Annotated in this window: 23 protein-coding genes; 15 read left to right on the plus strand and 8 right to left on the minus strand. The window is 38.1% G+C overall.

Annotated elements, in window-relative coordinates; genetic code table 11:
* Positions 1-22: 22 nt before the first annotated feature.
* Together OCV67_RS06710 and OCV67_RS06715 are read right to left on the minus strand one after the other, a co-directional pair.
* Positions 23-1063: a tetratricopeptide repeat protein gene (locus OCV67_RS06710; RefSeq protein ID WP_147643217.1), complete on the minus strand. Its 1041-nt coding sequence runs from the start codon at positions 1061-1063 to the stop codon at positions 23-25.
* A gap of 105 nt (positions 1064-1168) precedes the next feature.
* The gene (locus tag OCV67_RS06715; protein ID WP_147643218.1) at positions 1169-1411 is read right to left on the minus strand and encodes a helix-turn-helix transcriptional regulator; all 243 of its coding nucleotides are present in this window, start codon (positions 1409-1411) and stop codon (positions 1169-1171) included.
* A gap of 111 nt (positions 1412-1522) precedes the next feature.
* On the opposite strand from OCV67_RS06715, the gene OCV67_RS06720 reads away from it, so the two are divergent.
* Positions 1523-1768, plus strand: a complete 246-nt coding sequence (locus tag OCV67_RS06720) for a hypothetical protein (RefSeq protein ID WP_147643219.1) — start codon at positions 1523-1525, stop codon at positions 1766-1768.
* 86 nt (positions 1769-1854) lie between these two features.
* Here OCV67_RS06720 and OCV67_RS06725 read toward each other — a convergent pair whose 3' ends face one another.
* Together OCV67_RS06725 and OCV67_RS06730 are read right to left on the minus strand one after the other, a co-directional pair.
* Positions 1855-3600 (minus strand): ABC transporter ATP-binding protein, encoded by a 1746-nt coding sequence (locus tag OCV67_RS06725; protein WP_147643220.1) that lies wholly within the window; start codon positions 3598-3600, stop codon positions 1855-1857.
* 16 nt (positions 3601-3616) lie between these two features.
* Positions 3617-5326 carry an ABC transporter ATP-binding protein gene (locus OCV67_RS06730; protein ID WP_147643221.1) on the minus strand — a complete coding sequence of 570 codons (1710 nt, stop codon included), beginning with the start codon at positions 5324-5326 and terminating at the stop codon, positions 3617-3619.
* A gap of 149 nt (positions 5327-5475) precedes the next feature.
* Here OCV67_RS06730 and OCV67_RS06735 point away from each other — a divergent pair, with 149 nt between their 5' ends.
* A complete protein-coding gene (locus OCV67_RS06735) occupies positions 5476-6195 on the plus strand; it encodes a M23 family metallopeptidase (RefSeq protein ID WP_147643222.1) in 720 nt (239 codons plus the stop codon).
* 43 nt (positions 6196-6238) lie between these two features.
* Here the strand turns inward: OCV67_RS06735 and OCV67_RS06740 are convergent, their stop codons facing one another.
* The 4 genes from OCV67_RS06740 to OCV67_RS06755 are packed head-to-tail and all read right to left on the minus strand — an operon-like array spanning position 6239 to position 10863.
* The gene (locus OCV67_RS06740) at positions 6239-7618 is read right to left on the minus strand and encodes a DUF4340 domain-containing protein (RefSeq protein ID WP_147643223.1); all 1380 of its coding nucleotides are present in this window, start codon (positions 7616-7618) and stop codon (positions 6239-6241) included.
* Positions 7618-9102, minus strand: a complete 1485-nt coding sequence (locus tag OCV67_RS06745) for a GldG family protein (RefSeq protein WP_147643224.1) — start codon at positions 9100-9102, stop codon at positions 7618-7620. The genes OCV67_RS06740 and OCV67_RS06745 overlap by 1 nt, the downstream gene beginning before the upstream one ends.
* A gap of 5 nt (positions 9103-9107) precedes the next feature.
* Entirely contained in the window at positions 9108-9839 is a 732-nt protein-coding gene (locus tag OCV67_RS06750; protein WP_147643225.1) for an ABC transporter permease, read from the minus strand.
* A 1-nt stretch (position 9840) separates the two neighbouring features.
* A complete protein-coding gene (locus OCV67_RS06755; RefSeq protein ID WP_147643226.1) occupies positions 9841-10863 on the minus strand; it encodes an ABC transporter ATP-binding protein in 1023 nt (340 codons plus the stop codon).
* Positions 10864-11432: 569 nt separating this feature from the next.
* On the opposite strand from OCV67_RS06755, the gene OCV67_RS06760 reads away from it, so the two are divergent.
* The 13 genes from OCV67_RS06760 to pknB all read left to right on the plus strand — a co-directional run bounded on the left by OCV67_RS06760 (position 11433) and on the right by pknB (position 26280).
* Positions 11433-14300 (plus strand): glycoside hydrolase family 48 protein, encoded by a 2868-nt coding sequence (locus OCV67_RS06760; RefSeq protein ID WP_178085033.1) that lies wholly within the window; start codon positions 11433-11435, stop codon positions 14298-14300.
* Positions 14301-14465: 165 nt separating this feature from the next.
* A complete protein-coding gene (locus OCV67_RS06765) occupies positions 14466-15344 on the plus strand; it encodes a YicC/YloC family endoribonuclease (protein WP_147643227.1) in 879 nt (292 codons plus the stop codon).
* 10 nt (positions 15345-15354) lie between these two features.
* Positions 15355-15609, plus strand: coding sequence for an extracellular matrix/biofilm regulator RemA (gene remA / locus OCV67_RS06770; RefSeq protein ID WP_147643228.1), 255 nt, complete (start codon positions 15355-15357; stop codon positions 15607-15609).
* Entirely contained in the window at positions 15602-16207 is a 606-nt protein-coding gene (gene gmk / locus OCV67_RS06775; protein WP_147643229.1) for a guanylate kinase, read from the plus strand. The genes remA and gmk overlap by 8 nt, the downstream gene beginning before the upstream one ends.
* Entirely contained in the window at positions 16200-16415 is a 216-nt protein-coding gene (gene rpoZ / locus OCV67_RS06780) for a DNA-directed RNA polymerase subunit omega (protein ID WP_147643230.1), read from the plus strand. Before gmk ends, rpoZ begins: the two co-directional genes overlap by 8 nt.
* A 22-nt stretch (positions 16416-16437) precedes the next feature.
* Positions 16438-18885 carry a replication restart helicase PriA gene (priA, locus tag OCV67_RS06785; RefSeq protein ID WP_147643231.1) on the plus strand — a complete coding sequence of 816 codons (2448 nt, stop codon included), beginning with the start codon at positions 16438-16440 and terminating at the stop codon, positions 18883-18885.
* Between the two features lie 18 nt (positions 18886-18903).
* Complete coding sequence (gene def, locus OCV67_RS06790; RefSeq protein WP_147643232.1) at positions 18904-19368, plus strand: peptide deformylase; 465 nt, start codon at positions 18904-18906, stop codon at positions 19366-19368.
* The gene (gene fmt, locus OCV67_RS06795) at positions 19369-20292 is read left to right on the plus strand and encodes a methionyl-tRNA formyltransferase (RefSeq protein WP_178085034.1); all 924 of its coding nucleotides are present in this window, start codon (positions 19369-19371) and stop codon (positions 20290-20292) included.
* 14 nt (positions 20293-20306) lie between these two features.
* Positions 20307-21005 (plus strand): zinc metallopeptidase, encoded by a 699-nt coding sequence (locus OCV67_RS06800; RefSeq protein ID WP_147643233.1) that lies wholly within the window; start codon positions 20307-20309, stop codon positions 21003-21005.
* Positions 21005-22309, plus strand: coding sequence for a 16S rRNA (cytosine(967)-C(5))-methyltransferase RsmB (rsmB, locus tag OCV67_RS06805; RefSeq protein ID WP_147643234.1), 1305 nt, complete (start codon positions 21005-21007; stop codon positions 22307-22309). Before OCV67_RS06800 ends, rsmB begins: the two co-directional genes overlap by 1 nt.
* A gap of 2 nt (positions 22310-22311) precedes the next feature.
* A complete protein-coding gene (gene rlmN / locus OCV67_RS06810) occupies positions 22312-23346 on the plus strand; it encodes a 23S rRNA (adenine(2503)-C(2))-methyltransferase RlmN (RefSeq protein WP_147643235.1) in 1035 nt (344 codons plus the stop codon).
* Positions 23347-23366: 20 nt separating this feature from the next.
* Positions 23367-24092: a Stp1/IreP family PP2C-type Ser/Thr phosphatase gene (locus OCV67_RS06815; protein WP_147643236.1), complete on the plus strand. Its 726-nt coding sequence runs from the start codon at positions 23367-23369 to the stop codon at positions 24090-24092.
* A 25-nt stretch (positions 24093-24117) separates the two neighbouring features.
* On the plus strand, positions 24118-26280 hold the full coding sequence (gene pknB / locus OCV67_RS06820) for a Stk1 family PASTA domain-containing Ser/Thr kinase (protein ID WP_147643237.1): 2163 nt from the start codon (positions 24118-24120) through the stop codon (positions 26278-26280).

Genomic DNA, 26280 nt, shown 5'->3' on the forward strand with positions numbered 1-26280 from the left:
TAAATAAATTTGTATAGTTTTACTATTTAAACTCTTTTAAATCTTTTATAGTACTAGTGAGTTCCTGAATATGATCATTTATATTATCGTCTTCAGTAAGTTCCCAGACAATTTCGTAATAATATTTTGCATTTTTAAATTCAAGCTGTTCTTCCGAACGTTTTGCAAGAAAATATGCTGCTTGAATAACATTTACGGAGGGGCCGGGCTGTATTTTTTCTTCGGTCATCAAGGACATTAATTCAGAACTTGTATGTTTAGGCGGAAGAGAACCCATTCCCAGACAATTAGATATATACTGTAATTCACTTTCATAGAGATCAGGTTTATAGAAAATTCCGCACATTTCCAGTAATGCAGCTGCTTTTATAGGGTCGTTGATTTCTGAAAAATAGTAACTGTAGTTAAAGTAAGCTCTGCCGATCTGTTCTTTAGTTACGGCACATTGCAGCAGTTTGTCACAGGCAAATTTAATACCTTCAGGATTTTTTCGCAGTTTCATAAGTTCAGCATATTGGAGATAAACGTCAGGGTCTACAGGATTAAGTTCAGCTGCACGTTCTATTGCCGCTAAAGCTTCATCATAGCGTCCTTTTTTCATAAGCCCATGACAATACATCCAGTATACTCCGGCAAGGTTGCAGTTAACGGACTTGACTTCCTTTTCAGGTTCATAAAGTTTTGTATAAAGAAGATATTCCAGAGGAGTACCAAAGCTTTTGTATGTAAATTCTGATGTATCATTCCATGCCGGCAGGTTGTTTCTGATTATCTCCTCAAGAATTTTAATTCCGCCGCTGTAGTTTCTGTTATCAAATCTTTTCCTTGCGTTTTCTATTTGTTCGTTTACTTTTTGATTTTCGCTGTCCAGATAATTGTAAAGACTGCTTTCATAGTCTTTTTTGGAAATTTCATAGAGCAGTCTTGCGAGTTCCCGGTTTATTTCCGTACTGTTTTCACTATTCTTGTATTTTTCAGCCTGGTCTTTCAAAAAAGGACCGTCTTTTCTGGGATCGCCAGTAAGCGACTTTTCAATTTCTGCAATTATTTCACTTGTATTCATATTATAAGATTCTCCGTTTCATATTCAGTATAGATTTTATTATAAATGAATCTGCATAATTTGTCAAGTTAGATAAATATTAAATTTGTGCATCTTTAACACTTTTTATTTTATCTCTTGTTCTAAATTTCTGAATGTTGAAGTATCGAAAAAGTCGCTGAGTGTTATTCCAAAACCGTCGCAAAGCATTTTTAGCGTTACAATACCTGGGTTATGACTTTTTCCGTACAAAATATTTTTTATAGTAGATGGTGCGACAGCGGAAGCTGTAGCTAATTTATTAATTGTCATATGTTTCTGATCACACAAAAATAAAATTCTGTTTTTAACAGCTGTATAAGTATCCATTTTTTTGCTCCCTTAAAAAAATTATGAGCTAATTATAGTCTATTATTCTTGACAAAATAGGCTATATATGATACAATATAGTCATAAATTGTTAAATTAGGGGTGAAAAAAATGAATAAACAGAATAACAAAGCGATTGCAGGATTAGTTCTTGGGATAACAAGTTTACTTGCATGGCTTCTTCCGCTATTGGGATATCCTGTTTCTATTGTTGGAATCATTATGGGAGCTTTAGGTAAAAAAAGCGAAAAGAAAAACATTGCAATTGTGGGATTGGTTTTATCTATTATAGGACTGGTACTTACTCTTGGTAATTCAGCATACGGCGTGTATTTAGCGCTTAATGAATTAATGTAAATATTATGGTTGCATCAGTGACGACTATTAAAAATGCCGAAGATATAAATCTTCGGCATTTTTTAGTATGTTTATTTGATTACACATTAAACAGGCGCAAACTGACTGCTGTAAAGATTTGCATAAAAACCGTTTTGCTCAAGAAGCTGTTCATGACTACCCTGTTCTATAACATTTCCGTCTTTCATAACAAGAATAACGTCGGCGTTTTTTATAGTTGAAAGACGGTGGGCGATAATAAAGCTTGTTTTGCCTTTCATTATTTTTTCAAACGCACGCTGTATTCTCTGTTCAGTTCTTATGTCAATACTTGACGTAGCTTCGTCCAGTATGAGCATCGGAGGATCCTTAAGCATAATTCTTGCAATTGAAATAAGCTGTTTTTGTCCTTGGGAAAGTCCGCTGCCCTCTTCGTTGATTACCGTATCATATCCGTCAGGCAGGCGTTTGATAAAGCTGTGGGCATGTACTGCTTTTGCGGCTTCAATAATTTCTTCTCTGGACGCATTTGGTTTTCCATAGGATATGTTTTCCGCTACAGTACCGGTAAACAGCCATGTATCCTGCAATACCATTCCAAACTGTGAGCGCAGACTGGAACGTGTAATATCCTTTGTATCTTTTCCGGATATTTTTATTTTGCCTGAATTTATGTCATAAAATCTCAGAAGAAGATTTATAATAGTAGTTTTTCCGCAGCCTGTAGGTCCGACTATTGCTATTTTTTGTCCGGACTGAACATGAAGATTGAAATTCTGAATAAGCTTTTTTTCAGGAACATATGAAAAATTTACATTTTCCATTGTAAGTGTACCATCACATGATGCAAGTACTTCTTTATTGTTGTCAGGCAGTTCGGAGGGTTCGTCGATTACTGCAAAAACTCTTTCAGCAGATGCAACGGCATTCTGAAGCTCTGTAATAACACCGGATATTTCATTAAAAGGTTTTGTATACTGATTGGAGTATGAAAGAAACGATGAAAGCTGTCCGACTGTAATAACTCCAAGAAAATTCAATGCTCCAATAGCGCTTAACGCTCCGGCAGTACCCACAGCCGCATAAATCAGACCGTTTACAAAACGTGTTGTAGGATTAGTCATTGAGGAGAAAAATACGGCTTTAACTCCGCTTTTTCCCATTTGTGCATTTATTTCAGAGAAGGTTTTTTCAGCTCTTTTTTCATATGAAAATCCCTTTACTATTTTTTGATTTCCCACCATTTCTTCAGTGAAACTGCTCATTTTTCCTCTGAGATTAGACTGCTCTGTAAATGAATCATGACTGAGTTTAGTAATGATTGCGGCGGTAAAGAGGGATATCGGAGTCAAAATAACAACCAGCAAAGCTATTTTAACGTTGATAGAAAGCATAAAAATCAGCGTTCCGAGAATAGTTACAACGCCGCTGAAAAGCTGAGTAAAGCCTTGCAGTAAACCGTCTGAAATTGTTTCAATGTCGTTTACTGCTCTGCCGATAAGCTCGCCCTTTGAACTGTTGTCTATAAATTTCAGAGGTACGGAATTGAGTTTTTCAAAATAATCTGCTCTTATGTCACGAATAGTATTGTACGATAGTTTATTTGTAGAAAGAGAGGTTATCCATTGGAATAGTGCGCTTATCAGAACTGTGACTGCAATAACAATACATATTTTCAGGAGCGCCTCAAAATCAACATTTCCTTTACTGATAATAACATCAACACCCTTACCGATCAGAATCGGTACAAAAAGTGATAGTACAACTCCTATAAATGCGCAGAATATTGCAGAGAAAAGGTGTATTTTATAGGGTTTGGTATATTTAAGTATTCGTTTAAGTGTTTTTATCATTTTAAAAGTACCTCCGTCAGCTCATTTGTGATTTGTAGATTTCTGCATACTCTTCACAGTTTTTCAGAAGTGTTTCATGAATTCCGTATCCTGCTGCTTCTCCGTTGTCAAGAACCAATATATGATTGGCGTTTTGCAGTGTAGTGGCTCTTTGAGAAATCATTATTACAGCCGTATCCTTAAGTTCTGATTCAATTGCTTTTCTAAGAGCAAGGTCTGTAGCGTAGTCAAGGGCGCTCATACTGTCATCTAAAATAACAACAGGCGGATTGCCTACTAATGCTCTTGCAATAGTAAGACGCTGCCGCTGACCTCCTGAAAGGTTTTTACCGCCCTGAGAAATATTTGTTTTTATTCCGTCGGTTAACTTTGAAACAAATTCCCATGCCTGAGCAATTTTCAGTGCCGAAATAATTTCTTGATCTGTGGCGTCAGGTTTTCCCCAGCGCATGTTGTCAGCTATTGTACCTGAAAATAATGCAGCACGCTGAGGGACTATTCCTATGAGTTTTCTCAGTTCTTCCATTGAGTATTTTTTTATATCATTGCCGAAAATTTTAATGTTTCCTGAAGTTATATCATAAAATCTGGGGACTAGATTTGCAAGAGTCGATTTGCCTGAACCGGTACCTCCTATTATACCCAGTATTTCACCTTTTTTCAGAGTAAATGAAATATTATTCAGGGATAAGTCTCCGGCGTCCGGATAGGAAAAACTTACATTTTCAAATTCAACAGCCGGACTGCTGAAATCAAATTTTGTATCAGATCCGTCTGTCATAGACGGCTGTGTATCAAAAACCTCGTTTATTCTTGAAGCAGAGGACGCAGCTTTAGTAAATATTATTACCAGATTTGCAAGCACCACAAGGGCTAAAAGAATCTGAGTCATGTAATTTACAAAAGCTGTAATTTCTCCCTGCGTAAGATACCCTGTATCAACTCGTATACCGCCGAACCAAAGTATGGCAACTATACCGAGGTTCATTATCATAAAAGTAACCGGATTTAAAATTGCCGAAATTTTTCCTGCGATCACCGCATTATCTGAAAGCCTGCCGCTTTCGTTAATAAGTTCTTTTTTTTCTTCCTCTTGTTTTGAAAAAGCGCGTATTACTCGTACACCATCAAGATTTTCTCTTGTCAGCAGAGAAATTTTATCAAGACCTTTTTGTATTTTTTTATACATAGGCACGGTTTTTTTCATTACCCATACTATAATAAGCGTAATTATCGGTGCGGCAATCAGAAAAATAATTGATAGCTTTAAGTCAAGAGTCATTGACATGACCGCAGCGCCGACTATCAGAAACGGAGCGCGTACTGCAAGACGAATAAACATATTTACACCGTTCTGGGCGAGCACGGTATCGTTTGTAATTCGTGTAATAAGAGATGAAGTACCAAATCTGTCGATTTCAGCGTGGGAAAATTTATTTATGTGCTTGTAAAGAGCATCTCTCAGCTCTGTGCCGAAACCGTATGCGCACTTAGCGGCAAAAAACTGGCATGTAAGTGCAAATCCAAGTCCGCATATACCAAGAACAACAATGAGTCCGCTCATTTTCCAGACATAATCCGAATCATTATTTCCTATGCCCTTATCAATAATCTGAGCCATGACTAATGGTACGGCAAGTTCAAAAATTGCCTCAAGAAGTTTGAAAAACGGACCAAGAATAAGTTCCTTTTTATAATGTTTTAAAAAGCGCCTGAGTTTAAACATAGATATAACTCCTTTTATAAATATCATCTTTACTATTTTACACTATATTCTGATTTAATGCAACGTCGCTTTAAAATAATTTGGAAAAAAAGGAATATGTGCGAATAAACGGCTGTTTATGGTCCAAAATAAAATCGGAGGTGTTAAACGTGAAAAAAAATTCCAAATCTATTTTAAACGGCAAAGGTTTTTATATTGCTCTGGCATTAAGCGTTGCTATGGTTGGTGCAGCATGTTATTTTGCATATACTCAGACGGCAAACGATATAGCAGGTCAGCTTGATTCAACTCTTTCCAAAAGCGACAGCAGAGAGGCGGCGGAAGTTAAAACAGACGTGCCAAAGCTTACTACGGCGGAAACCATAGCGGAAGCTATTGTTAAACATACTGAAACAGCGGTAACTGCTGTAAAGGAAACTCAGCCGGAGGAGGACGAAGAAGCGGAAGAAACTGCAAAGCCCGAAGTCAGAAAGCTTGTTATGCCCATTGAAGGAGAAGTTATGAACGAGTTCAGCAACGGAGAGCTTGTTAAGTCTAATACAACCGGAGCATGGCAGACTCATAACGGTGTGGATATTCAAGCTACTCTTGGAGATCCGGTAATTGCGTCAGATTCAGGAACGGTTTCCGCAATTGAGGAAGATCCTCTGTGGGGCGTTACTGTTACAATTGATCATGGCAATGGTATTATTACCAGATACTGCAATTTAAATTCAGGCGTTACCGTTCAGGCGGGACAGCAGATAAGCAGCGGTGAGGAAATAGGAGCAGTAGGCGAGACGGCAGATATTGAAACGTCTGACGAATCGCATCTTCATTTTGAAGTACTGAAAAACGGTTCTTATGTTGATCCTCTTTCAATGATGTAGTAAAATAAAAAATACCCTGTATTAAATAATACAGGGTAAAATTTTATTTTTCTGAAGATTCGACTGCCTGAACAAGCTCTTCATAGGTTGATGAAATATTGGCTATTATCTTTTTGCGTACTACAAAGCCTGTATACTCGCCGTTCTTGACTGCCCAGTAAGTATTGGAATCTTCTCCGGGAACAGGAATATATTCAATTCTGTTAACGGTATTGTTTGAAAGAGTATAGGTTATTGTTATTTCAGGCTCGCCGTCAGGATTCTGATCGTTTTCAATGGATTCAAAGTATGCGTTGTTAAAGGAATTGAAAAATGAAATGAAAAGTGATTTTGTATCGTCATCTGTAAGTTGAGTATCGTTAAGAATGTATTCTTCTTCGTAATTATTTATTTCCATTTCTGCCGTAACTCCGGGCATTTCAACCTTTACCTCCGTAACGTCGTTTATGTCGGCAGAGTAAACGGTAGTGTTCATCATATCCATTGTGTCATATCCTAAAGCGGAGATTTCATTTGATATAAACGTTACGACCTGACCGCTGTCTGTAAATAGACCGTACATTTCATTTTCATTATTTGTATAATCTCCGAAGATTACTTTAGTATGTTTGCTTCCTGCCGTTACTTCAAGAACATATTTTGGATTGTCAAATCCGTACTTTGCATAATCAGATTCTGTACAGTTTTCTGCTACGAAGCTGAAAATTTCATCTCTGGTAGCGTCTGTCAGGAAGTTGGTGATCTGTGTATTGTATACGGACGTATCTTGGTAGGGTTTGATCATGCTCCAGGTGCCGTTTTCATCTTTTTTCATAGAGAAGCGTATGTTTTCATCTTTTTCGGAGCCTTCCCACAAACAGAAGGAATCTATTTCAGCAGTGAAGTAATTGAAAATATATGTTTGTTTAAGATTATTTTTGGTAGCACAGAGAACGGCGCCGGTTGTATAATCTATAAGATATATATTGTCGTCGTTTTCCTTCATTACATAGAAGTTTTCGTATGTAGGCGTGGCATCTCCTATAAAAAGCTTATACGGCGTATCGTCTGCGTATACTGTCAATGTGATAGGATCGTCAAAGCCATATTTAGAAGAATCGGTGTCGTCAAGAATTTTGATTGCGGTAAGATTACAGAAGTTTGAGCATATTGCTGTTATTGCGGTTGAATTTAAATCAAATTCATCAGTATTTGTCAGCTGCCAGTTGGAATCAATATATTCTGCTGTGTAATTTCCGGATTCGTTATGAATATCTACCTTATCAATGGAATTTTCATCAATATTAAAAAGTATGAGCTTATTGGCCTCTTCAGTTTCTTTTTTTGTTTTATTTGAATTAAGATGATCAGCCAGAAAATAAATGCCCAGTGATGCAATTAATACTACAGCCATTATTGCTATGGCTATTTTTATGCGTTTCATTACGAATTTCTCCTTTTAATCCAGATGATTACGCCTGCCGCTGCAACAACAATAGGCGATGCACACAATATAACCAGAATTACGTTTGTATCAGATTCGCTTTCAAGAGTCATATAGTCGTAAGTTTTTTCTCTTGCGGGAATGCCCATGTTTACGTCGCTGTTGTACATCCATGTAATTGTACTGAGGTAAAGGTAAACGGGAACAATAGCGTAATCTTCCTGAAGATGTTCATCGTCAATAAATTCCGCATTACCCATAACGACCATTTTTGAATTGTTTCTTGTTGGGTCTTCAGAATATGCGGCAAGGTAAAGAATACCGCTTATATCCTCAGGATCTACTTCAGGACCTCCGTATGATTCGCCGTATGCCGAATCATATGTTTCAATAAGAGGACAGATATTCAGATTGCTGTAATTGTCGCCCTGATACTCAAAAAATGAACGTGATTCCGGCATATAAGGAATAAGCGAGTTTTCTTCAATAAGTGCGGAAGTAAGATCCGTCAGATTTTCATTTTCTTTCTTCATGTCTGTAATATCTACCAGATTTACCATTATTTCATACTTGTCTCCTGAAACATGTTTTGAAGAATCTGTTTCATAAACACGATTATAATCCATACCGAGACAGTATTCATGCATAAGCTCCAGAATGTTTTTATATTCGGTATCGTCTCCGTTAGGGGAGAGAAGCAGCGATAAATTTCCGCCTTTGTCCATGTAATCGTCAATTTTCTGTTTTTCATCGTCAGTTATATCTTTTTTCGGAGCCGGCACAATAATTATAGCCGCATCGTCCGGTACTGCTTCTTCAGTTGTAAGATTTAATTCTTTTGCTTCGTAGTTATAATTTTTAAGATTTTTTCTAAAACTTGTATAGTTGTCGTCGATGGATTTTTCTCCGTGTCCGGTAAGGAAATAGACAGAAGGGACTTCGCCTTCAACTACGGACTTAATAGCGCCAGTTATATAATTTTCACCTTGAAAATAAGCGTTTTCAGCAATAAAGTTTCCTGACGAATCATAGTCGCCCTCATATACGTACATGGAAGTGCCGGGAATACGCTTTATTATATCTCCGCATTTTACGACGATATCACCCGATTTTATATTGAGATAGCCGCTGGGGTTAAGCTCGTTTACAATATCCGGATTTGTATCGGGATCAATATCTATAAAGTTGATATTTTCATATTCGGCATACTGATCCATCATAGTGGTAAATGCGATCATTTCATCGTCTTCTCTTACCTTATCCATTTCCATAAGCAGATATAAGTCAACCTTTTTATCCAGCTTTTCAAGATAATTTTTTGTTGTACTGCTCAGACTGTAAAGTTTATTAGGCGTCATATCCATTTTAACGTCAAGAAAAGAAGCTGCTACATTTATTAATATAACTGCTATCAGGAGCATTACAGCAAATATCCACGCTATAGTGGTAAATTTTGCATTCTTTTTTGATTTTTTTGTACTCATTTATATTACCCCCTGCTCCAGCGTCTTTTTTCAACGGAAATAATGGTGAATCCGACAAAAAGCACTGTTGATGTTATAAAGAATATCAGATCAGCTATGCTGAAAAGTCCCTGAGAGAAAGAAACAAATCTTTCCTGAGTTGAAAAGCTTCCGATAATTTGTGCAGCCTTAGGAAGATTTGTAAATAATCCGCTGTCTTTGAAATTATCAATAAATATAAGTATAATCATAGCGCCTTCTCCAAGAATACCGGCAATAATAGGACTTTCAGTAAACGACGACATAAGCATTCCTACTGCAATGCAGACAAGTCCCCAAAGGAAAAATCCCAGATAACCGCAGATCAGACTAGACCAGATTACTTCGCCTGTAAGAACAGTAATGAGGGGATAGAACAGTGTAAGCACAAGCATCATAAGAAATACGGTTGAAACAGCTAAAAATTTGGCAATTACAATCTGGAAAACATTTAAAGGACTGGTCATCAGCAGAACTTCTGTTCCGCTTTTTCTTTCGTCGGCAAAGGTTCTCATTGTCAGCATAGGAATCAGCAGGATAAAGTAAAAGAAATTATTGTAGAAAACGTTGGGAAAAGAAAATTTAAACTGATGTCCGGAAAGATTTGAAATACCGTTTATAAAGCTGAGTGAAAATACCAGCAGGAAAAGTGCGGCAATAATGTACGCAAACGGCGAACAGTAATAGGAACGAAGCTCCTTTTTATATAGTGAAAACATATTATTCATCCTCCTTTTCGGAAAAATCCTCGCTGTAATAAGGATTGTCCGAATCCATTTCATTAAGAAGATCCTTAAGACCTTTCTTCTTCGGAGCCTGTGCGGTTAATTTTACAAAAACTTCCTCAAGATCCGGTTTTTCGCTCTTTACTTCGTCAATGACAAAGTCTTTTTTTATCAGAGCCGTCATAATATTTTTTCTGACTTCGTCTTTTTCAATTTCTATTTTATATGTATAAATTTCCGGTTCTTCAAAAGTAATATCGTTGATATCGGATACTCCAGGTACTTTTTTTATACATTCTGAAACAGCGTCCTTGCCGCCTTCGATTTTCATAATAAGTACGGTAGAAGTTCCCAGACTGTTTTCAAGGTTTTTAATACTGTCCACTGCTCTGATTTCACCGTGACTGATAATAACTACTCTTTCACATACAGCCTGAATTTCGGCAAGGATATGAGAACTTAATATAATAGTATGGTCTTTTTTCAGGGACTTGATAAGATTTCTGACTTCAATTACCTGATTGGGGTCCAGACCTACCGTAGGTTCGTCGAGAATAAGATATTTCGGATCTCCCAGAAGAGCCTGAGCAAAGCCGACACGCTGCCTGTAGCCTTTAGAAAGGTTGCGGATAAGCCTTTTTTCGACATCCTTAATTTTCAGTTTTTCCATAGCGGATTCTACCTGCTGGTTTCGTTCGTTTCTTTTAACTCCTTTAATGCCTGCGACGAATTTCAGGTATTCCTTTACTTTCATATCAAGGTATACAGGCGGAATCTCTGGAAGATAACCTATCATTTTTTTTGCTTCCGAGGGATTTTCGGAAATATCCAGACCGTTTATAGTCACTGTACCGCTTGTAGACGGCAAAAACCCCGTAATAATGTTCATTGTAGTTGATTTTCCGGCGCCGTTAGGTCCGAGGAATCCCAGAATTTCGTTGTCGTTGACCGTAAAACTAAGGTTTTTGACAGCGGCATTGCGACCGTAAAACTTCGTAAGATTTTTTATTTCGATCATTTATATACCATGCCTTTCATAATTTATCGGATAAGCTCCGTTGGATTTTTTAGAAATTAAAACCCTTTATTAAATGTGGTTATACACCTAAACATTATCCCAGAAAAATGTTAATAAAGTATTAACAAATTGTAACTATATTATTAACGTTTGTGTATTTTCCCCAAAAATTTCAAGTCTGATAAGAATATTCTAAAATAAAATTGTGAAATGCCTGTGAAGAATTATTGTAAATGGAATGAAGAGTATAAAAACAATATTAAAAATTATATTATATTAACAAAAAAATAAAGCGAATATCGGCGGTGTTGGCAAAATTAACAAAAGAAAATCTTTCAGTCTGTGCAAGTATACAATTTTTCTTTTTTGTCTTTTGAGATTTTAGTTAAAGTGTTGACATTTGAAAACTGTTGATTTATAATATGATTATGAAATTTTATAGCGCAATTCGTGACGTTTTGTGACAAAGCTGTAAAATTTAAGCTGATAAAATGTGGCGAATCGGCTTAAAATTACGAAACGATATTTTTATATTGTAAAACCATTTCAAAATGAGAGGGGAAATAGTGATGATTCTTAAAAAGAAGAAAGCTGTTATTGCAGCGATTCTTTCAGCAGCACTTACAGCTAGTGCTGTTATGCCGACAGTTTCAGCCGGCACTAGAACCAAAGAAGAAGCGTACGGCGATTCAACTTACGCTCAGAGATTCCTGTCGTTGTATGATGACGTTATTACAAACGGTGAAGAAAACGGCTATCTGAGTTCTAAAAATAAGGCTTCAGGCGGTTTCGGCGTTCCTTACCATGCAGTTGAAGAACTTATTATTGAAGCTCCTGACTACGGTCATGAAACAACTTCAGAAGCTATGTCATACATCGTTTGGATGGCAGCTATGAGAGACTACATTTCTCGTAAGGACGGCGTTACTAAAGAAGACGGCAGCGCTGTTGACCAGACAAACGATCTTGCTAAAGCTTGGAAAACAATGGAAATCATGATTCCGGCCATCGGCGGTTACGGCACTCAGTCTACTTCAGACGGAATCAGTATTATGGATAAGACAGAGCTTAGTGCGACATATTCAGAAGAATGGGATACTCCTGAGACTTATCCGACAGCTATGCATACGGGTAACAACGGTATAAACCCAATTCATTCTCAGTATGCAAGTATTTACAGAAGCGATAAGGGTCTTTATCTGATGCACTGGCTGGCTGACGTTGACGACTGGTACGGATACGGCGGCGGCAATGGTAAATTTACATTTATCAATACATTCCAGCGTGGCGCGCAGGAATCCTGTTGGGAAACAGTTCCGCACCCTTGCGTAGAAGATCTTCAGTACGGTATGAAGGGTACAAGAGGTCTTAAAGGTATCTTTAATACAGATGAAAAGGTTTCAGAACAGTATGCATATACAAATGCGCCTGACGCTGAAGACCGTGCTATTCAGGCTGTTTACGCTGCTAACAGATGGGGCGTAGGCGACAGTTCAATTTCAGCTCTTGCCGGTAAAATGGGTGACCAGCTGAGAAATAACATGTTTGATAAGTATTATAAGAAGATAGGTTGTCAGGATGAGTGGAACACGGCTAACAGCTATGAAGGCGCTCACTACTTGATGTCATGGTATACTTCATGGGGCGGTACAACTAGAAGTGATCAGGGCGCTTGGGCATGGCAGATCGGTGCCAGCCACTGTCACGAATTCTATCAGAACCCGCTTGCTGCTTATGCTCTTCTTGAAGATGATGATTTGAGAAACGGTATGAAGACGGGTAACCAGGCAATTAAGGATTACACAACATCACTTCAGAGACAGCTTGAATTCTATCTCTGGCTGCAGTCAGCTAATGGACCTATTGCCGGCGGTGCTACAAGTTCATGGCACGGCAGATATCTGAAATATGAATATCTTGCAGATGTAGATAAAGAATATATTGAAAAGTATGGTACAAATATTCCTACAACTTTCTATAATATGGCTTATCAGGAACACCCTGTATATGCTGACCCAGGTTCAAACCACTGGATTGGTAACCAGGTATGGGCAATTCAGCGTCTTGCAGAGCTTCGTTATGTAATTAAAACAGGTAATACAAATTCTTATGTTGAAGCAGTTAAGCTCCAGCAAGTGAAAAATGGTACTCCTACAGAAATGACAATAGAAGAAGCTCTTGATGCTATTCTTGACAGATGGGTTGAATGGTTCGTTAACGAAGTTGAACTTTATGATGACGGTTCATATACAATTCCTGCTACATTAGACTGGTACGGTCAGCCTAAGACATGGACCGGAACATATGATCCGGAGGCTAACAGTGATTTGACATGTGAAGTAACAGCACGTGGAACTTCTGACCTCGGCTGTGTATCCTCACTTGCTAATACACTTATTTACTATGCTAAGAGCAATGATGTTGACTCTGAAGCAGCTTATAAGGACAGCGACAAGGTTGCAGAAAAGGCTCTTTATCTTGCTCATGAACTTCTTGATCGTGAATGGAATCTTGGACGTGATGATATCGGTCTGTCTATTGCAGAAACAAATGGAAGCATGGTAAGACTGTTTGAACAGGATGTATGGGTACCTACAAATTATAATGGTACAATGCCTAATGGTGATACAATTGCTAATGGTGCTACTTTCTTAAGTATCCGTTCACAGTACCTCGGCGATAATAAGGATGGTACAAACAACAGCGCAAATGTTAAGTATGGTACAAGTACAGAAATTGACGGTAAATACTACACTGACAACAGAGGCTATGTTGCTAAATTCAAGGAAGCTTATGATTCTGTCGGAGGTGCAAATGCATCAGCAGCAGATAAAGAAGAAGCTATGAAGACTGTTGAACTTAATTATCATAGATTCTGGCATGCAGGCGATATTCTTATTGCTCTTGGTACAATGGCTGATCTTTATCCGGATGTTGTTCCAGATAAGTCTAATGATGATGAACTTTCAGTTGAAAAGGATGTTATTGAAGTTGAAGTTGGTGAAACTGATACTATTAAGCCTAACAAGGATGGCTGTACTTTTGAATCAGCAGATCCTTCAATCGCAACTGTAGATGAAAACGGTGTTGTAACAGGTGTTGCTAAAGGTGAAACTACTATTACTGTAACATTGGGTGATGAAACAGTTGAAGTTAAGGTTATTGTAACTGATGGATCTACAATTCCTACAGAAAGCTTTAATCCAGATGATCTTATGTATGGAGATGCCAATGTTGACGGGACTGTTGACTCAGCAGATATAGTTGTTCTTAACAAGTATCTCCTTAGTGAAGCACAATTCCCGCTTAAAAATGCAAAGGCTTATGAACAGGCACAGACTGTTTATGATGATGAAATTGACACAAAGGATGCAGTAGCTATTATTAATTATGTTCTTGGACTTATTGATATGGATGATTTAGGTCCTGCAAGATAATAAGGTTTTTCATTTTAATTCCTTTTTTATAATTCCTATTTAATCCCTGAAAACCGGTCTTTAATAAAAGACCGGTTTTTTTCTTTTTTTACTTGATTTCTTTATTCAGGAATGCTATAATAAAATAATAGTATATTGTGAACAAATGTATGGGAGGATAATTTTGTGATTCGAAGTATGACAGGTTATGGACGCGAACAGAGAATTATTGATCAGCGTGAAATAACAGTTGAAATAAAATCGGTAAATCATAGATATTATGAATTTACTGCCCGTGTACCAAGAATATACGGCTTTATTGAGGAAAAACTTAAATCGTATATAAAAGATAGTATTTCAAGAGGTAAGGTTGAAGTAAATGTAACTATAAATAATTTAAATGGAAAGGAAGCAAATATTAATGTGGACAAATTAATGGCGGCTGGGTATATAAATGCATTAAAAACCGCTAATAGTGAACTTAATTTGACCGACGACATAACACTTTCTACATTAATAAAGTTTTCGGATATTTTCAATGTACAGAAAGTTGCTGAAGATGAAGAAAAGATTTGGGGGGATGTTTGCAGTGTTGCAAAAGACGCATTGGCAAAATTTATTGAAATGCGTCAGAAAGAAGGAGAACATCTGAAGGAAGATCTGATAGAAAAAATTAGAAATAATGAAGAAATACTTGAAATAATTGAACAAACGGCTCCTCTTACAGCGGAAAATTACCGGAGTAAATTATATGCAAAACTAAAAGAAGTGTTGGACGATACAAATATTGACGAGCAGCGAATCTTGACTGAAGCTGCGGTTTTTGCCGAAAAAATTGCTATAGATGAAGAAATTGTAAGACTGAAAAGTCATATGAAACAATTCAGAGAACTTCTTGAAACAGATGAACCTGTTGGAAGAAAACTTGATTTTCTTGTTCAGGAAATTAACAGAGAAATTAATACTATCGGTTCTAAGGCACAGAATCTCGAAATTACAAAGTGTGTTGTAAATATGAAATCTGAGTCGGAAAAAATAAGGGAACAGATTCAGAATATAGAATAGAGAGGTTATCATGCAGCTGATAAATATAGGGTTTGGAAATATGATATCTTCTTCAAAGCTGGTGGCAATTGTAAGTCCGGAATCAGCTCCGATAAAGCGTATTGTCCAGGAGGCAAGGGATACCGGACATCTGGTTGACGCTACTTACGGACGAAGAACAAGAGCTGTAATTATTATGGACAGCGACCATATAATTTTATCTGCAATTCAGCCGGAAACGGTCGCAGCAAGACTTGACGAGGAGGAACAGCCTGAAGATGAATAAGGGATTAATGATTGTGGTATCAGCTCCTTCCGGTTGCGGAAAGGGAACTGTTTTAAATGAAATTTTAAAGGATAAAAATTTTTATTATTCAGTTTCTGCAACGACAAGAGCGCCAAGGGAAGGCGAAGCGGACGGAGTGAATTATCATTTTATCACCAAAGCTGAATTTGAAAAGCTAATTGCTGAAAACGGCATGCTCGAATATGCAAAATACTGTGATAATTATTACGGTACACCAAAGGAAATACTTGAGAAAAAAATGAATGAAGGTATAGACGTTATACTTGAAATAGAAGTGCAGGGGGCAATGCAGGTCAAGAGACTTTGTCCTGAAGCAGTATTTATTTTTATAGCTCCGCCGTCGATCGCCGAGCTTGAACGTCGTTTGAAAAAACGAGGTACAGAATCAGATGAGATTATTGCAAAAAGAGTTTCGGAAGCTGCCGGAGAGATCAGGCAGGCTGTAAATTATGATTATGTTGTTGTAAATGCAGCGCTTGAAGACGCTGTTGAAGATTTTAAAACAATTGTTAAAGCAGAAAAATTAAAAACTGCTTATTCTGAAAATTTAATTAATGAGGTGCTTGAAAATGCTTAGACCAGCTATTACACAGTTAATTTCTAAAAATGACAGTTACTATTCCTTGGTAATAGGAGTAGCCAAAAGAGCAAGAGAAATTGCAGACGAACTTGCAGAGGAAAAGAAAACTCTTGAAGAAAAACCGGTCAAGACAGCTGTTGAAGAATTCGCAGCAGGAAAGTATAAAATTCTGGAATATAAGCCGTCAGATAACGATGAAAATTGATTTTAATGGAGGCGCTTGAGGTTTGTATACTAAACTGAAAGCACTTGTTGCCGTAAGTGCAGCGTCAATTTCCTTTGATAAAGCTTTTTCGTATCTTATTCCGGAATCTCTTGCTGAAAAAGCAGTTCCGGGAGTAAGAGTTTTTATACCTTTTGGTAAGGGAAACAGAAAAAGAGTCGGATTAATTCTTAGAGTTGAAAAACTTGAAGAGCATGAAAAAAAGCTTAAACCGATTATTTCCGCTGCGGATAACTTTCCTGTTCTCAATGATGAAATGCTTGATATGGTAGATTGGCTTCGGGAAAATACTTTCTGTACCTATTTTGACGCAGTCAGGACTATACTTCCTTCCGGAATGAATATTAATATCAGAGAGAATTATACTTTGAATCAAAATTGTATTGACATTAGTCTTACGGATAAGGAAAATAAAGTTCTTGATTTTCTTCGTGAAAATATTGATACCAATAATGCGGCAGAGGAAGTAAAAGCTCAGGGAAACGGTTTGATTCTGGAATCATTGATATCGAAAGGTATTTTGCAATATGAACTGACCGGAAAGCAGAATGTGGGAGACAGCAGTATAAAAATGTTGGAGCTTACTGAAAGCTATAAAAAATCTCCGGAAAGCTTTAAACTTACTGTAAAGCAGAAAATGCTTGCGGATATTTTAACGGATCATGATGAAATTTCCGTAAAAGAGGCTTGTTACCTATGCGGTGTGGGGACGTCTGTTGAAAAAAAACTGGTTGAAAAAGGCGCTGCAAGAGAATATGATTATGAAGTATTCCGTACTGTAAATATCGGAATGAATGACAGTCGTTCTATCAATGCGATCGTACTGACCGATGAACAGCAAAAAGTGTTTGAAAGAGTCAGCCAACAGATGCATACAAGTAATCCTCATTGTTTTCTGCTTCACGGAGTTACAGGCAGCGGAAAAACTTCAGTGTTTGAAAAGCTTATCGGAGAGTGTATTTCTTTGGGGAAACAAGCTGTTTTGCTTATTCCTGAAATTTCTCTTACTCCTCAGACTGTACGCAGGTTTCGGGAGCTGTTCGGAGAAACGGTTGCAGTTATTCACAGCAGTTTGTCTTTGGGACAGCGTATGGACGAGTATAAAAGAATAAAACGTGGTCTGGCAAAAATTGCAGTCGGAACACGCAGCGCAGTTTTTGCTCCCTTTGAAAATATAGGCCTGATTATTGTCGATGAAGAAGGGGAACGCTCCTATAAATCTGACAGTGCGCCAAGGTATAATGCTATAGATGTGGCAAAAAAAAGATGCCGTACTCATAATGCGGTTTTGCTGCTGGCATCGGCTACGCCTTCTATTGAAAGTTATTATTATGCGCAGAAAGGTATTTATGAGCTTCTTGAAATGAAAAAGCGCTATTCGGGGACTGTTCTTCCTCATGTCGGTATCGTTGATATGAACGAGGAAAGATATGACGGTAACGCTTCGGAATTTAGCAATATCCTGATAGATGAAATAAATGAAAATTTAAATAATCACGAGCAGACAATACTTCTTCTTAACAGAAGAGGATATCATACAATTATAAGCTGCAGTGACTGTCATAAGCCTGTTTACTGTCCGAATTGCAGTATTCCTATGACATATCATAAGATAAACAATACGCTTATGTGTCATTACTGCGGTCATAGTCAGCCGCCGGTTGAAAGCTGTCCGGAGTGCGGAAGTACAAGGTTGAAACAGATGGGATTTGGTACTCAGAAGCTTGAGGAGCAGTTAAGTAAACTTTTTCCTCAGGCTCGTATACTGCGAATGGACGCTGATACCACTATGTCAAAATATTCTTATGAAAGGAATTTTAAGGATTTCGGGCAGGGAAAATATGATATAATGATAGGTACGCAAATGATAGGCAAGGGACTGGATTTTCCAAATGTTACTCTTGTTGGTATTTTATCTGTGGATAAAGCTCTTTATGCCGGAGATTTCCGAAGCTACGAAAGAACCTTTTCCCTGGCGGCTCAGGTTGTGGGCAGATGCGGAAGAGGAGAAAAGTCCGGCAGAGCGTATCTCCAGACATTTATGCCAGACCATTATGTACTGAATCTTGCGGCAAAGCAGGATTATGAGGCATTTTACAAAGAGGAAATTTTAATAAGAAAAGCATTGCTTTTTCCGCCAGTATGCGATATCTGCGTACTGGGGATAAACAGTGAAGACGATGAAAAGGCAAAAAAAGCGTCTGAAGAAATTCTTGAAATTATAAAAAAGTTGGTGAAAAACGGCGTTAATTTCCCTTTGAGAGTTTTAGGACCTGTAAAATGCTCCTACGGAAAAATAAACGGTAAGTTTCGGTACAGACTGATTTTAAAATGTAAAAATACATATGATTTCAGAAATTTTATTAGGGATATATTGTCTGAAACAGGACATGCAAAGGAATTTAATAATGTTAATGTTTTCGCTGATATTAACGGTGATATCGGCATATAGTATATAGCGGAGGAAATTATGGCACTTAGAAAAATTGTAACAAAAGAAGATCCGATTTTAAGAAAAGTCTGCAAGCCTGTTGATGTTTTTGACGAAAAGCTGGCTCGGCTTATTGACGATATGATGCAGACTTTAAAAAAAGCGCAGGGAGTGGGTTTAGCTGCACCACAGGTTGGATTTCTCAAAAGAATTTTTATTATGGATCTTGGAGACGAAATGATTGAATGCGTTAATCCAGAAATTATTAAAACAGGAGGAAAGCAGAGAGTAGTGGAGGGTTGTCTTTCTTGTCCGAACGATTGGGGATATGTTACCAGACCTAATAAGTGTAAGCTTAGGGCACAAAACAGATACGGTGAATATTTTGAAATGAATCTTAAAGAACTTGGTGCGCAGTGTGCATGTCATGAAAACGATCATCTTGACGGCAAGTTGTTTGTTGATATAATAGAAGAAAGGGTACAACCGGAGGAGGACAAGTAGATGAAAATTGTTTTTATGGGAACTCCGGATTTTGCAGTACCGTGTCTGAAAGCGCTTGTGGAAAACGGTCATGAAATACCGGCAGTTTTCACTCAGCCGGACAGACCTAAAGGCAGGGGATATAAAATGATACCACCGCCGGTAAAAAAGTGTGCGGAGGAATATAGTATACCGGTATTTCAGCCTCTTTCATTACGTAAAGGCGAGGACGCTGAAAAGTCAATGACAGCTCTAAGAGAGATTTCTCCTGAACTTATTATAGTTGTTGCATACGGTCAGATTCTTCCCAAGGAAGTACTTGAGCTTCCGAAATACGGCTGTATAAATATTCATGCCTCACTTCTTCCTGAATACAGAGGAGCGGCTCCTATTCAGAGATGTATTCTTGACGGTAAAACCAGAACGGGAGTTACTTCAATGATGATGGAGGAAGGTCTGGATACAGGCGATATGCTCATAAAGAAAGAACTTGAGATAGGAAAGAACGAAACGGCGTCTGAGCTTCATGACAGATTGTCAGAAATGGGTGCAGAGGTGCTTCTGGAAACTGTAAAAGCAGTGGAAAACGGAAGTCTTTCACCTGTAAAACAGGACGATTCACTTTCTACCTATGCTAAAATGATAACAAAGGATATGAGCGCTCTTGATTTTTCAAAGCCTGCTGAAGAGATCCATAACATAATCAGAGGAATTACAGGGTTTACCATTTTGGACGGAAAACGTCTTAAGGTTTACAGAAGCCGAGTTATGGGAGAAAGCGTAAACGAGTCCGGAACTGTTGAAGATCCCGATAACTTTACCGTGGTATGCGGGGACGGAAAATGTGTTGAGTTTACCGAAGTTCAATATGAGGGCGGCAAACGAATGAGTACAGAAAACTTCCTGAGAGGAAGAAAACTTGTAAAGGGACAAAAGCTGGGGTAAGGAAAGGAATTATTATGTTTTTTTATAATTATTACTGGCTTGCACTGATACCGCTTGTTATTGCAATGATAGCATCGGCGAATGTAAAATCAACCTACTCTAAATACGAAAAAATCAAAAACGGAAGAGGTCTGACAGGAGCTATGGCGGCAAGGCAGATCCTTGACGCAAACGGTCTTTATAATATTAGGATCGAGTACGTGGCAGGTCAGCTTTCCGATCATTTTGACCCACGATCAAATGTTGTTAGACTTTCTGATTCAACTTATAACAGTACTTCCGTTGCGGCAGTAGGAGTTGCGGCTCATGAAGTGGGACATGCAATTCAGTATGCAAAGGGATATGCTCCCATGAAGTTGAGAAGCGCCATAATTCCACTTACAAATATAGGTTCTTCTCTTTCTTATCCTCTGGTTTTTATTGGACTGATTATGGGAAATTCATATATGTCCGACTTTTTTGTAAATGCCGGAATAATACTTTTTCTTACAGTTGTTGTTTTCCAGTTTGCGACTTTGTTTGTGGAATTTAATGCAAGCTCAAGAGCTATGAAAACTCTTGAAACCGATCATATACTTGAAGGAGATGAGCTTTCTATGTCAAGAAAGGTTCTGACTGCCGCTGCCCTTACTTATGTTGCGGCATTGTTTACAGCGATCATGAATCTTATTAGACTTTTAATGATGGCGTCAAATAGAAACAGGCGGAATTAATGGATAATGCAAGATTACAGGCAGTAAAACTGCTGGGAAAAACATTTTCTAAGGGAGGATATTCAAATATTCTCCTTGATAAAACTTTGTCTGAAACTTTAATGGGTGAAAAGGATAAAAACTTTTGTGCCGCTTTATACTATGGAGTTTTAGAACGAAGAATTACTCTTGATCATATTATTACGGGATATAGCCGTATGAAGCTTTCAAAGCTTCGTCCGGAAATACTTAACATTCTCAGAACCGGAATTTATCAGCTTAAGTTTATGGATAATATTCCTGACAGTGCGGCGGTGAATGAGAGCGTAAATATTGCTAGAAAGTTAAAGCTGGGCAGTCTTTCGGGATTTGTTAATGCGGTTTTGAGAAATTTTTTAAGGGACGGCAAACAGATTAAGTATCCGGAGAATAAGACGGAAAAACTATCGGTGGAATATTCGTCTCCTGAATGGCTGGTCAATTTGCTTTTGCAAAATTACTCTGAAAATCAGGCAGTTTCACTTCTTAAAAGTTCAGTTGAAAAACCGCCTGTAACCGTCAGGCTCAATAATCTGAAAGGTGAAACATCACAAATACTTGAAAGGCTTTCGGACTTTTCTCCTGAAAGTACGGTAATTGATGGGTGTTATAAAATCAGCTACGGTGATGTTACTAAAATACAGGCTTTTAAGGATGGTCTTTTCCATGTACAGGATATTGCTTCTCAGCTTTGCTGTATGGCTTTGAATCCTAAAGAGGGAGAAACTGTACTGGATCTGTGTTCTGCTCCCGGTGGGAAGGCGTTTACTCTTGCAGAGCTTATGAATGATAAAGGCAGAATATTAGCTTTTGATATTCATGATAACAGAGTAAAGCTTATTAAAAATGGTGCTGAAAGACTTGGAATAAGCTGTATTGAAGCTAAAACAGGTAATGCTTCGGTTTTTGATGAGAGAATTCCAATGGCAGACAAAATTTTGTGCGACGTACCATGTTCCGGTCTTGGAGTTATAAGACGCAAGCCGGAAATTAAATATAAAAACTTTGAGGAATTTGAAAGACTTCCGGAAATTCAGTATAAAATATTGGAAAATGCAGTAAAATATTTAAAACCGGGCGGAGAACTTGTTTATTCAACATGTACTGTTAATCCTGTTGAAAATGTTCGGGTTATTGATAGATTTTTAAAGGAATATAAAAATTTTAAGGGAGTAAAATTTCTTGAGGAGCTGGGCATACCATTTGGTGATTATAAAGTAACACTTTTTCCGGAAAACCTTAACAGTGATGGATTTTTTATTTCTAAAATAAAAAGGACGGAATAAATTTGGAAAAAACAGATATTTTATCCCTGACTCTTCCGGAGCTTGAATTGGAAATGATCAAGTTGGGAGAGAAAAAATTCAGGGCAAAACAGATTTTTCAGTGGCTGCATGTTAAGCAGATAAGGGATTTTAGTGAAATGAGTAATATTTCATTGGAATTACGCACAAAAATCAGTGGGCATTTTTATTTAAAATCACTAAATATGGTAAGAAGGCTTGAATCTTGTATAGATAATACTGTAAAATATCTATATGGGCTTTCAGATGGTACATTTGTTGAAACAGTTCTTATGGAATATAACCATGGACTAAGTATTTGCGTGTCCACTCAAGTGGGTTGCAGAATGGGTTGTAAGTTCTGCGCATCAACAATAGCAGGATTTGAAAGAAACCTTGAACCGTCGGAGATACTTTTGCAGATTTATGAAACTCAGAGAGATAGTGGGAAACGTATATCAGGAATTGTTCTTATGGGTATAGGTGAGCCGCTTGATAACTATAAAAACGTTATTAAGTTTCTGGAGCTTGTTTCTGCTCCTGAGGGATTCGGACTGAGTCTGAGACACGTTACTCTTTCAACATGCGGAATAGTTCCGAAAATTAGGGAGCTTGCGGATTTAAAGCTTGGACTTACCTTGTCTGTTTCGCTTCACTGTCCCGATAATGACGGCAGAAGTGAAATAATGCCTGTAAATAAAGCCTATAATTTAACAGAACTTATAGAGGCTGCAAAGGAATATGTCCGAAAGACCGGACGACGTGTAACCTATGAATATGCGGTTATTGACAATGTGAATTCTTTTAAAAAGGACGCTGAAAAGCTTGCTCACCTTATAAAGGGAATAAACTGTCATGTTAATCTGATACCGGTTAATTCCGTAAAGGAAAGAGATTACAGGTCAAGCCGTGAATCGGCATTGAAGTTTCAGAAATATCTGACTGATCTGGGCATTAATGCAACTGTTCGCAGAACTTTGGGCAGTGATATTGATGCGGCATGCGGTCAGTTAAGACGTGAAGCAGCAGGAACAGAATAAAGAATAAGAGGTGAAAAATATTGAAGTATGTCAGCGCTACTGATATAGGACTTGTCAGGGAAGAAAATCAGGATATGGTAAAGGTAGAGGAGTTTTACGGTAATTTGCTTGCCGTTGTCTGTGACGGAATGGGCGGAGAACGCTCCGGACAGGACGCCAGCCGTATTGCCATAAAGGAATTTTTTGACCGTTTTGATGCGGGATATTCGCCCTATCTTGAAACTATAGGAGTAAGACAGCTTATGACAGCCTCAGTATCTGCTGCCAACTCAGTAATATATACAACAGCAAGAATGAATTACAGAAGCTTCGGAATGGGTACTACTTGCGTAGCGGCTTATATAGACAGTAAATATATTTATATATTGAATGTGGGCGACAGCCGAGCGTATTATATGGACGAAAGCGGTTTGCATCAGATAACCTCGGATCATACATTGGTAAATATGCTTCTTATGCAGGGAAAAATAGAGCCTGACGAGGTGCATACTCATCCTAAAAGAAATATGCTGACTAAAGCTGTCGGCGTTGAAAAGATAATAAAACCGGATTTTTTCCGAATGAAACGTGAGGATAAATTTACGCTGCTTTTATGTTCTGACGGATTGTCAGGCTATTGCAGCGACAGTGAGATTTTTGAAATAATAAAATCGACTCCTTTAGAGGAAGTCAATAGTGCGCTTATTGACCTTGCACTCAGCAAGGGCGGACGTGATAACATAACCCTTGCAGTAATAACAGACTGATATAAACAGGAGTGTGAAGAATTTAATGGATAAGAACATTGGAAAGAAACTTGACGGACGCTATGAGATTATTGAGCTTATCGGCGAAGGCGGAATGGCGGACGTTTATAAGGCAGTTGATATTGTAGATAACAAAACTATAGCGGTTAAGATTTTGAAAAAGGAATTTGCTGAAAATGAAGAATTTTTAAGAAGATTCCGTAATGAATCCAAGGCTATAGCAGTTTTGTCTCACCCTAATATTGTAAAAATTTATGATGTGGGATTCTCAGAAAAAATACAGTTTATTGTTATGGAGTATATTGACGGTATTACTCTTAAAGAATATATGGAAAATGAGCGTGTATTAAGCTGGAAGGACGCTGTGCATTTTGTAACACAGATTCTCAGGGCGCTTCAGCATGCTCATGAACGAGGTATTGTACACAGGGATATCAAGCCTCAGAATATAATGATGTTTACAGACGGTACTATTAAGGTCATGGATTTCGGTATTGCAAAATTTGCCCGTGAAGAGGGAAAAACTGCGACCGACCAGGCTATAGGGACTGTTCACTATATAAGTCCGGAACAGGCAAGGGGAGATGTTACTGACGCTAAAAGCGATCTTTACTCCGTAGGAGTTATGCTTTATGAGATGTTGACAGGTCAGAAACCTTTTGATACTGATAATCCTGTTTCGATTGCAGTTATGCATATGCATAATATTGCAGAGCTGCCAAGACGTATTAATCCGGATATTCCTACTCCGTTGGAGGAAATTATCGTTCATGCTATGGAAAAAAATCCCGATGACAGATATCAGACGGCTGTTGAAATGATGAGGGATATTGACCGTTTCAAGGCGGATCCTGATGTAAAATTCGGTTATATTACACGCAGTCAGGATACTGACGCACAGACCAGATATTTTGCAGCTGTAAACGACGCTCCTGAAGAAACGTATAACGATAATGATTACATGCAGCCGCCTGATGATACTTATGATCAGAATGATATTTATGAAGATACTTATGATGAGGATTATACCGATTTTGAAGAAGATGAGAAGCCTGCTAAGAAATCTCTTTTTGTTCCGATACTTTCAGCCGTTACAGTTGTTGTAATAATGGTGGCGGTATTCTTTATAGCAACACTTGTAAAGGGAGTATTTTCAGGAGACGGTCAGAAAAGTTCTTCGGAATTTGCTATGCCTAATCTTGTGGGAATGGATTTTAACCAGGCTCATGAGGCATATCCTAATCTGGATATACAAGTGGAAGCTACAGAATGGTCTGATTTGGAAAAGGATAAGATCTTTTCTCAGAGCATACCTGAGGGAGACGGCGTTAAAAAAGGCGAAATTGTTAAAGTCAAGGTAAGCTTGGGTTCTAAAACCGTTAAGGTTCCTAATGTTAAAAATTATCATTACACTACTGCCGGTGACCTTCTGAGAGCACAGGGACTTGAAGTAGAATATCAGTATCAGCCTAACGATGAGGTTGAGGAAGAACTGGTTTTCGATACAGAGCCCTCCGCAATGGAGGAAGTACAGCCGGGTTCAACAATACTTGTTTATGTAAGCAAGGGTTCAGAAGTTGAAGACATTGAAATGCTGGACTTTGTTGGACAAAATATTCAGGACGCAAAGGTACAGTGCGGAGTATGGGGTCTTACTGTAAAGACTAAAAAACAGGATTCCGGCGAAGAAGAAGGAACAATTCTTAAGCAGAGCATCAAGGAGGGTGAGAAGGTTCCTTCGGATTCTACAATTACGTTTACTGTAAGTACCGGCAAAGAACCGGAAGGCGATGTTGAAATGAAGTTTTACTTCCCCAGCAACGCAACAGGAAGATTTACTATTACCGCTTATCAGAATGGAGTTGCAATTTATGAAAGTTTTACCCTCTCGGCTGACTACTCAAAGGAAAATCTTGTAACTGTAAGAGGAAAAGGTACTGATGAGACGATTACTATGGTTCTTACAAACCTGAGTAATAACCTGACCTGCGAACTGGGACGCTACAGTATGAATTTTGAAGAGGGAACATTCTCGGTAATTGATGAAGATATCGACAGAGCATTCCAGACGGTTGACGGATTGTACGTAGAACCTACAGATCCTCCTGTTGAACCTACAGATCCTCCGGCTGTACAGCCGGCAACCGATGAGCCGGACGATTCGTCGTCGGAAGAGACTGAGGAATAA

This window comes from Porcipelethomonas ammoniilytica (assembly GCF_025567485.1).
In the GTDB taxonomy this organism is placed as follows: domain Bacteria; phylum Bacillota; class Clostridia; order Oscillospirales; family Ruminococcaceae; genus Porcipelethomonas; species Porcipelethomonas ammoniilytica.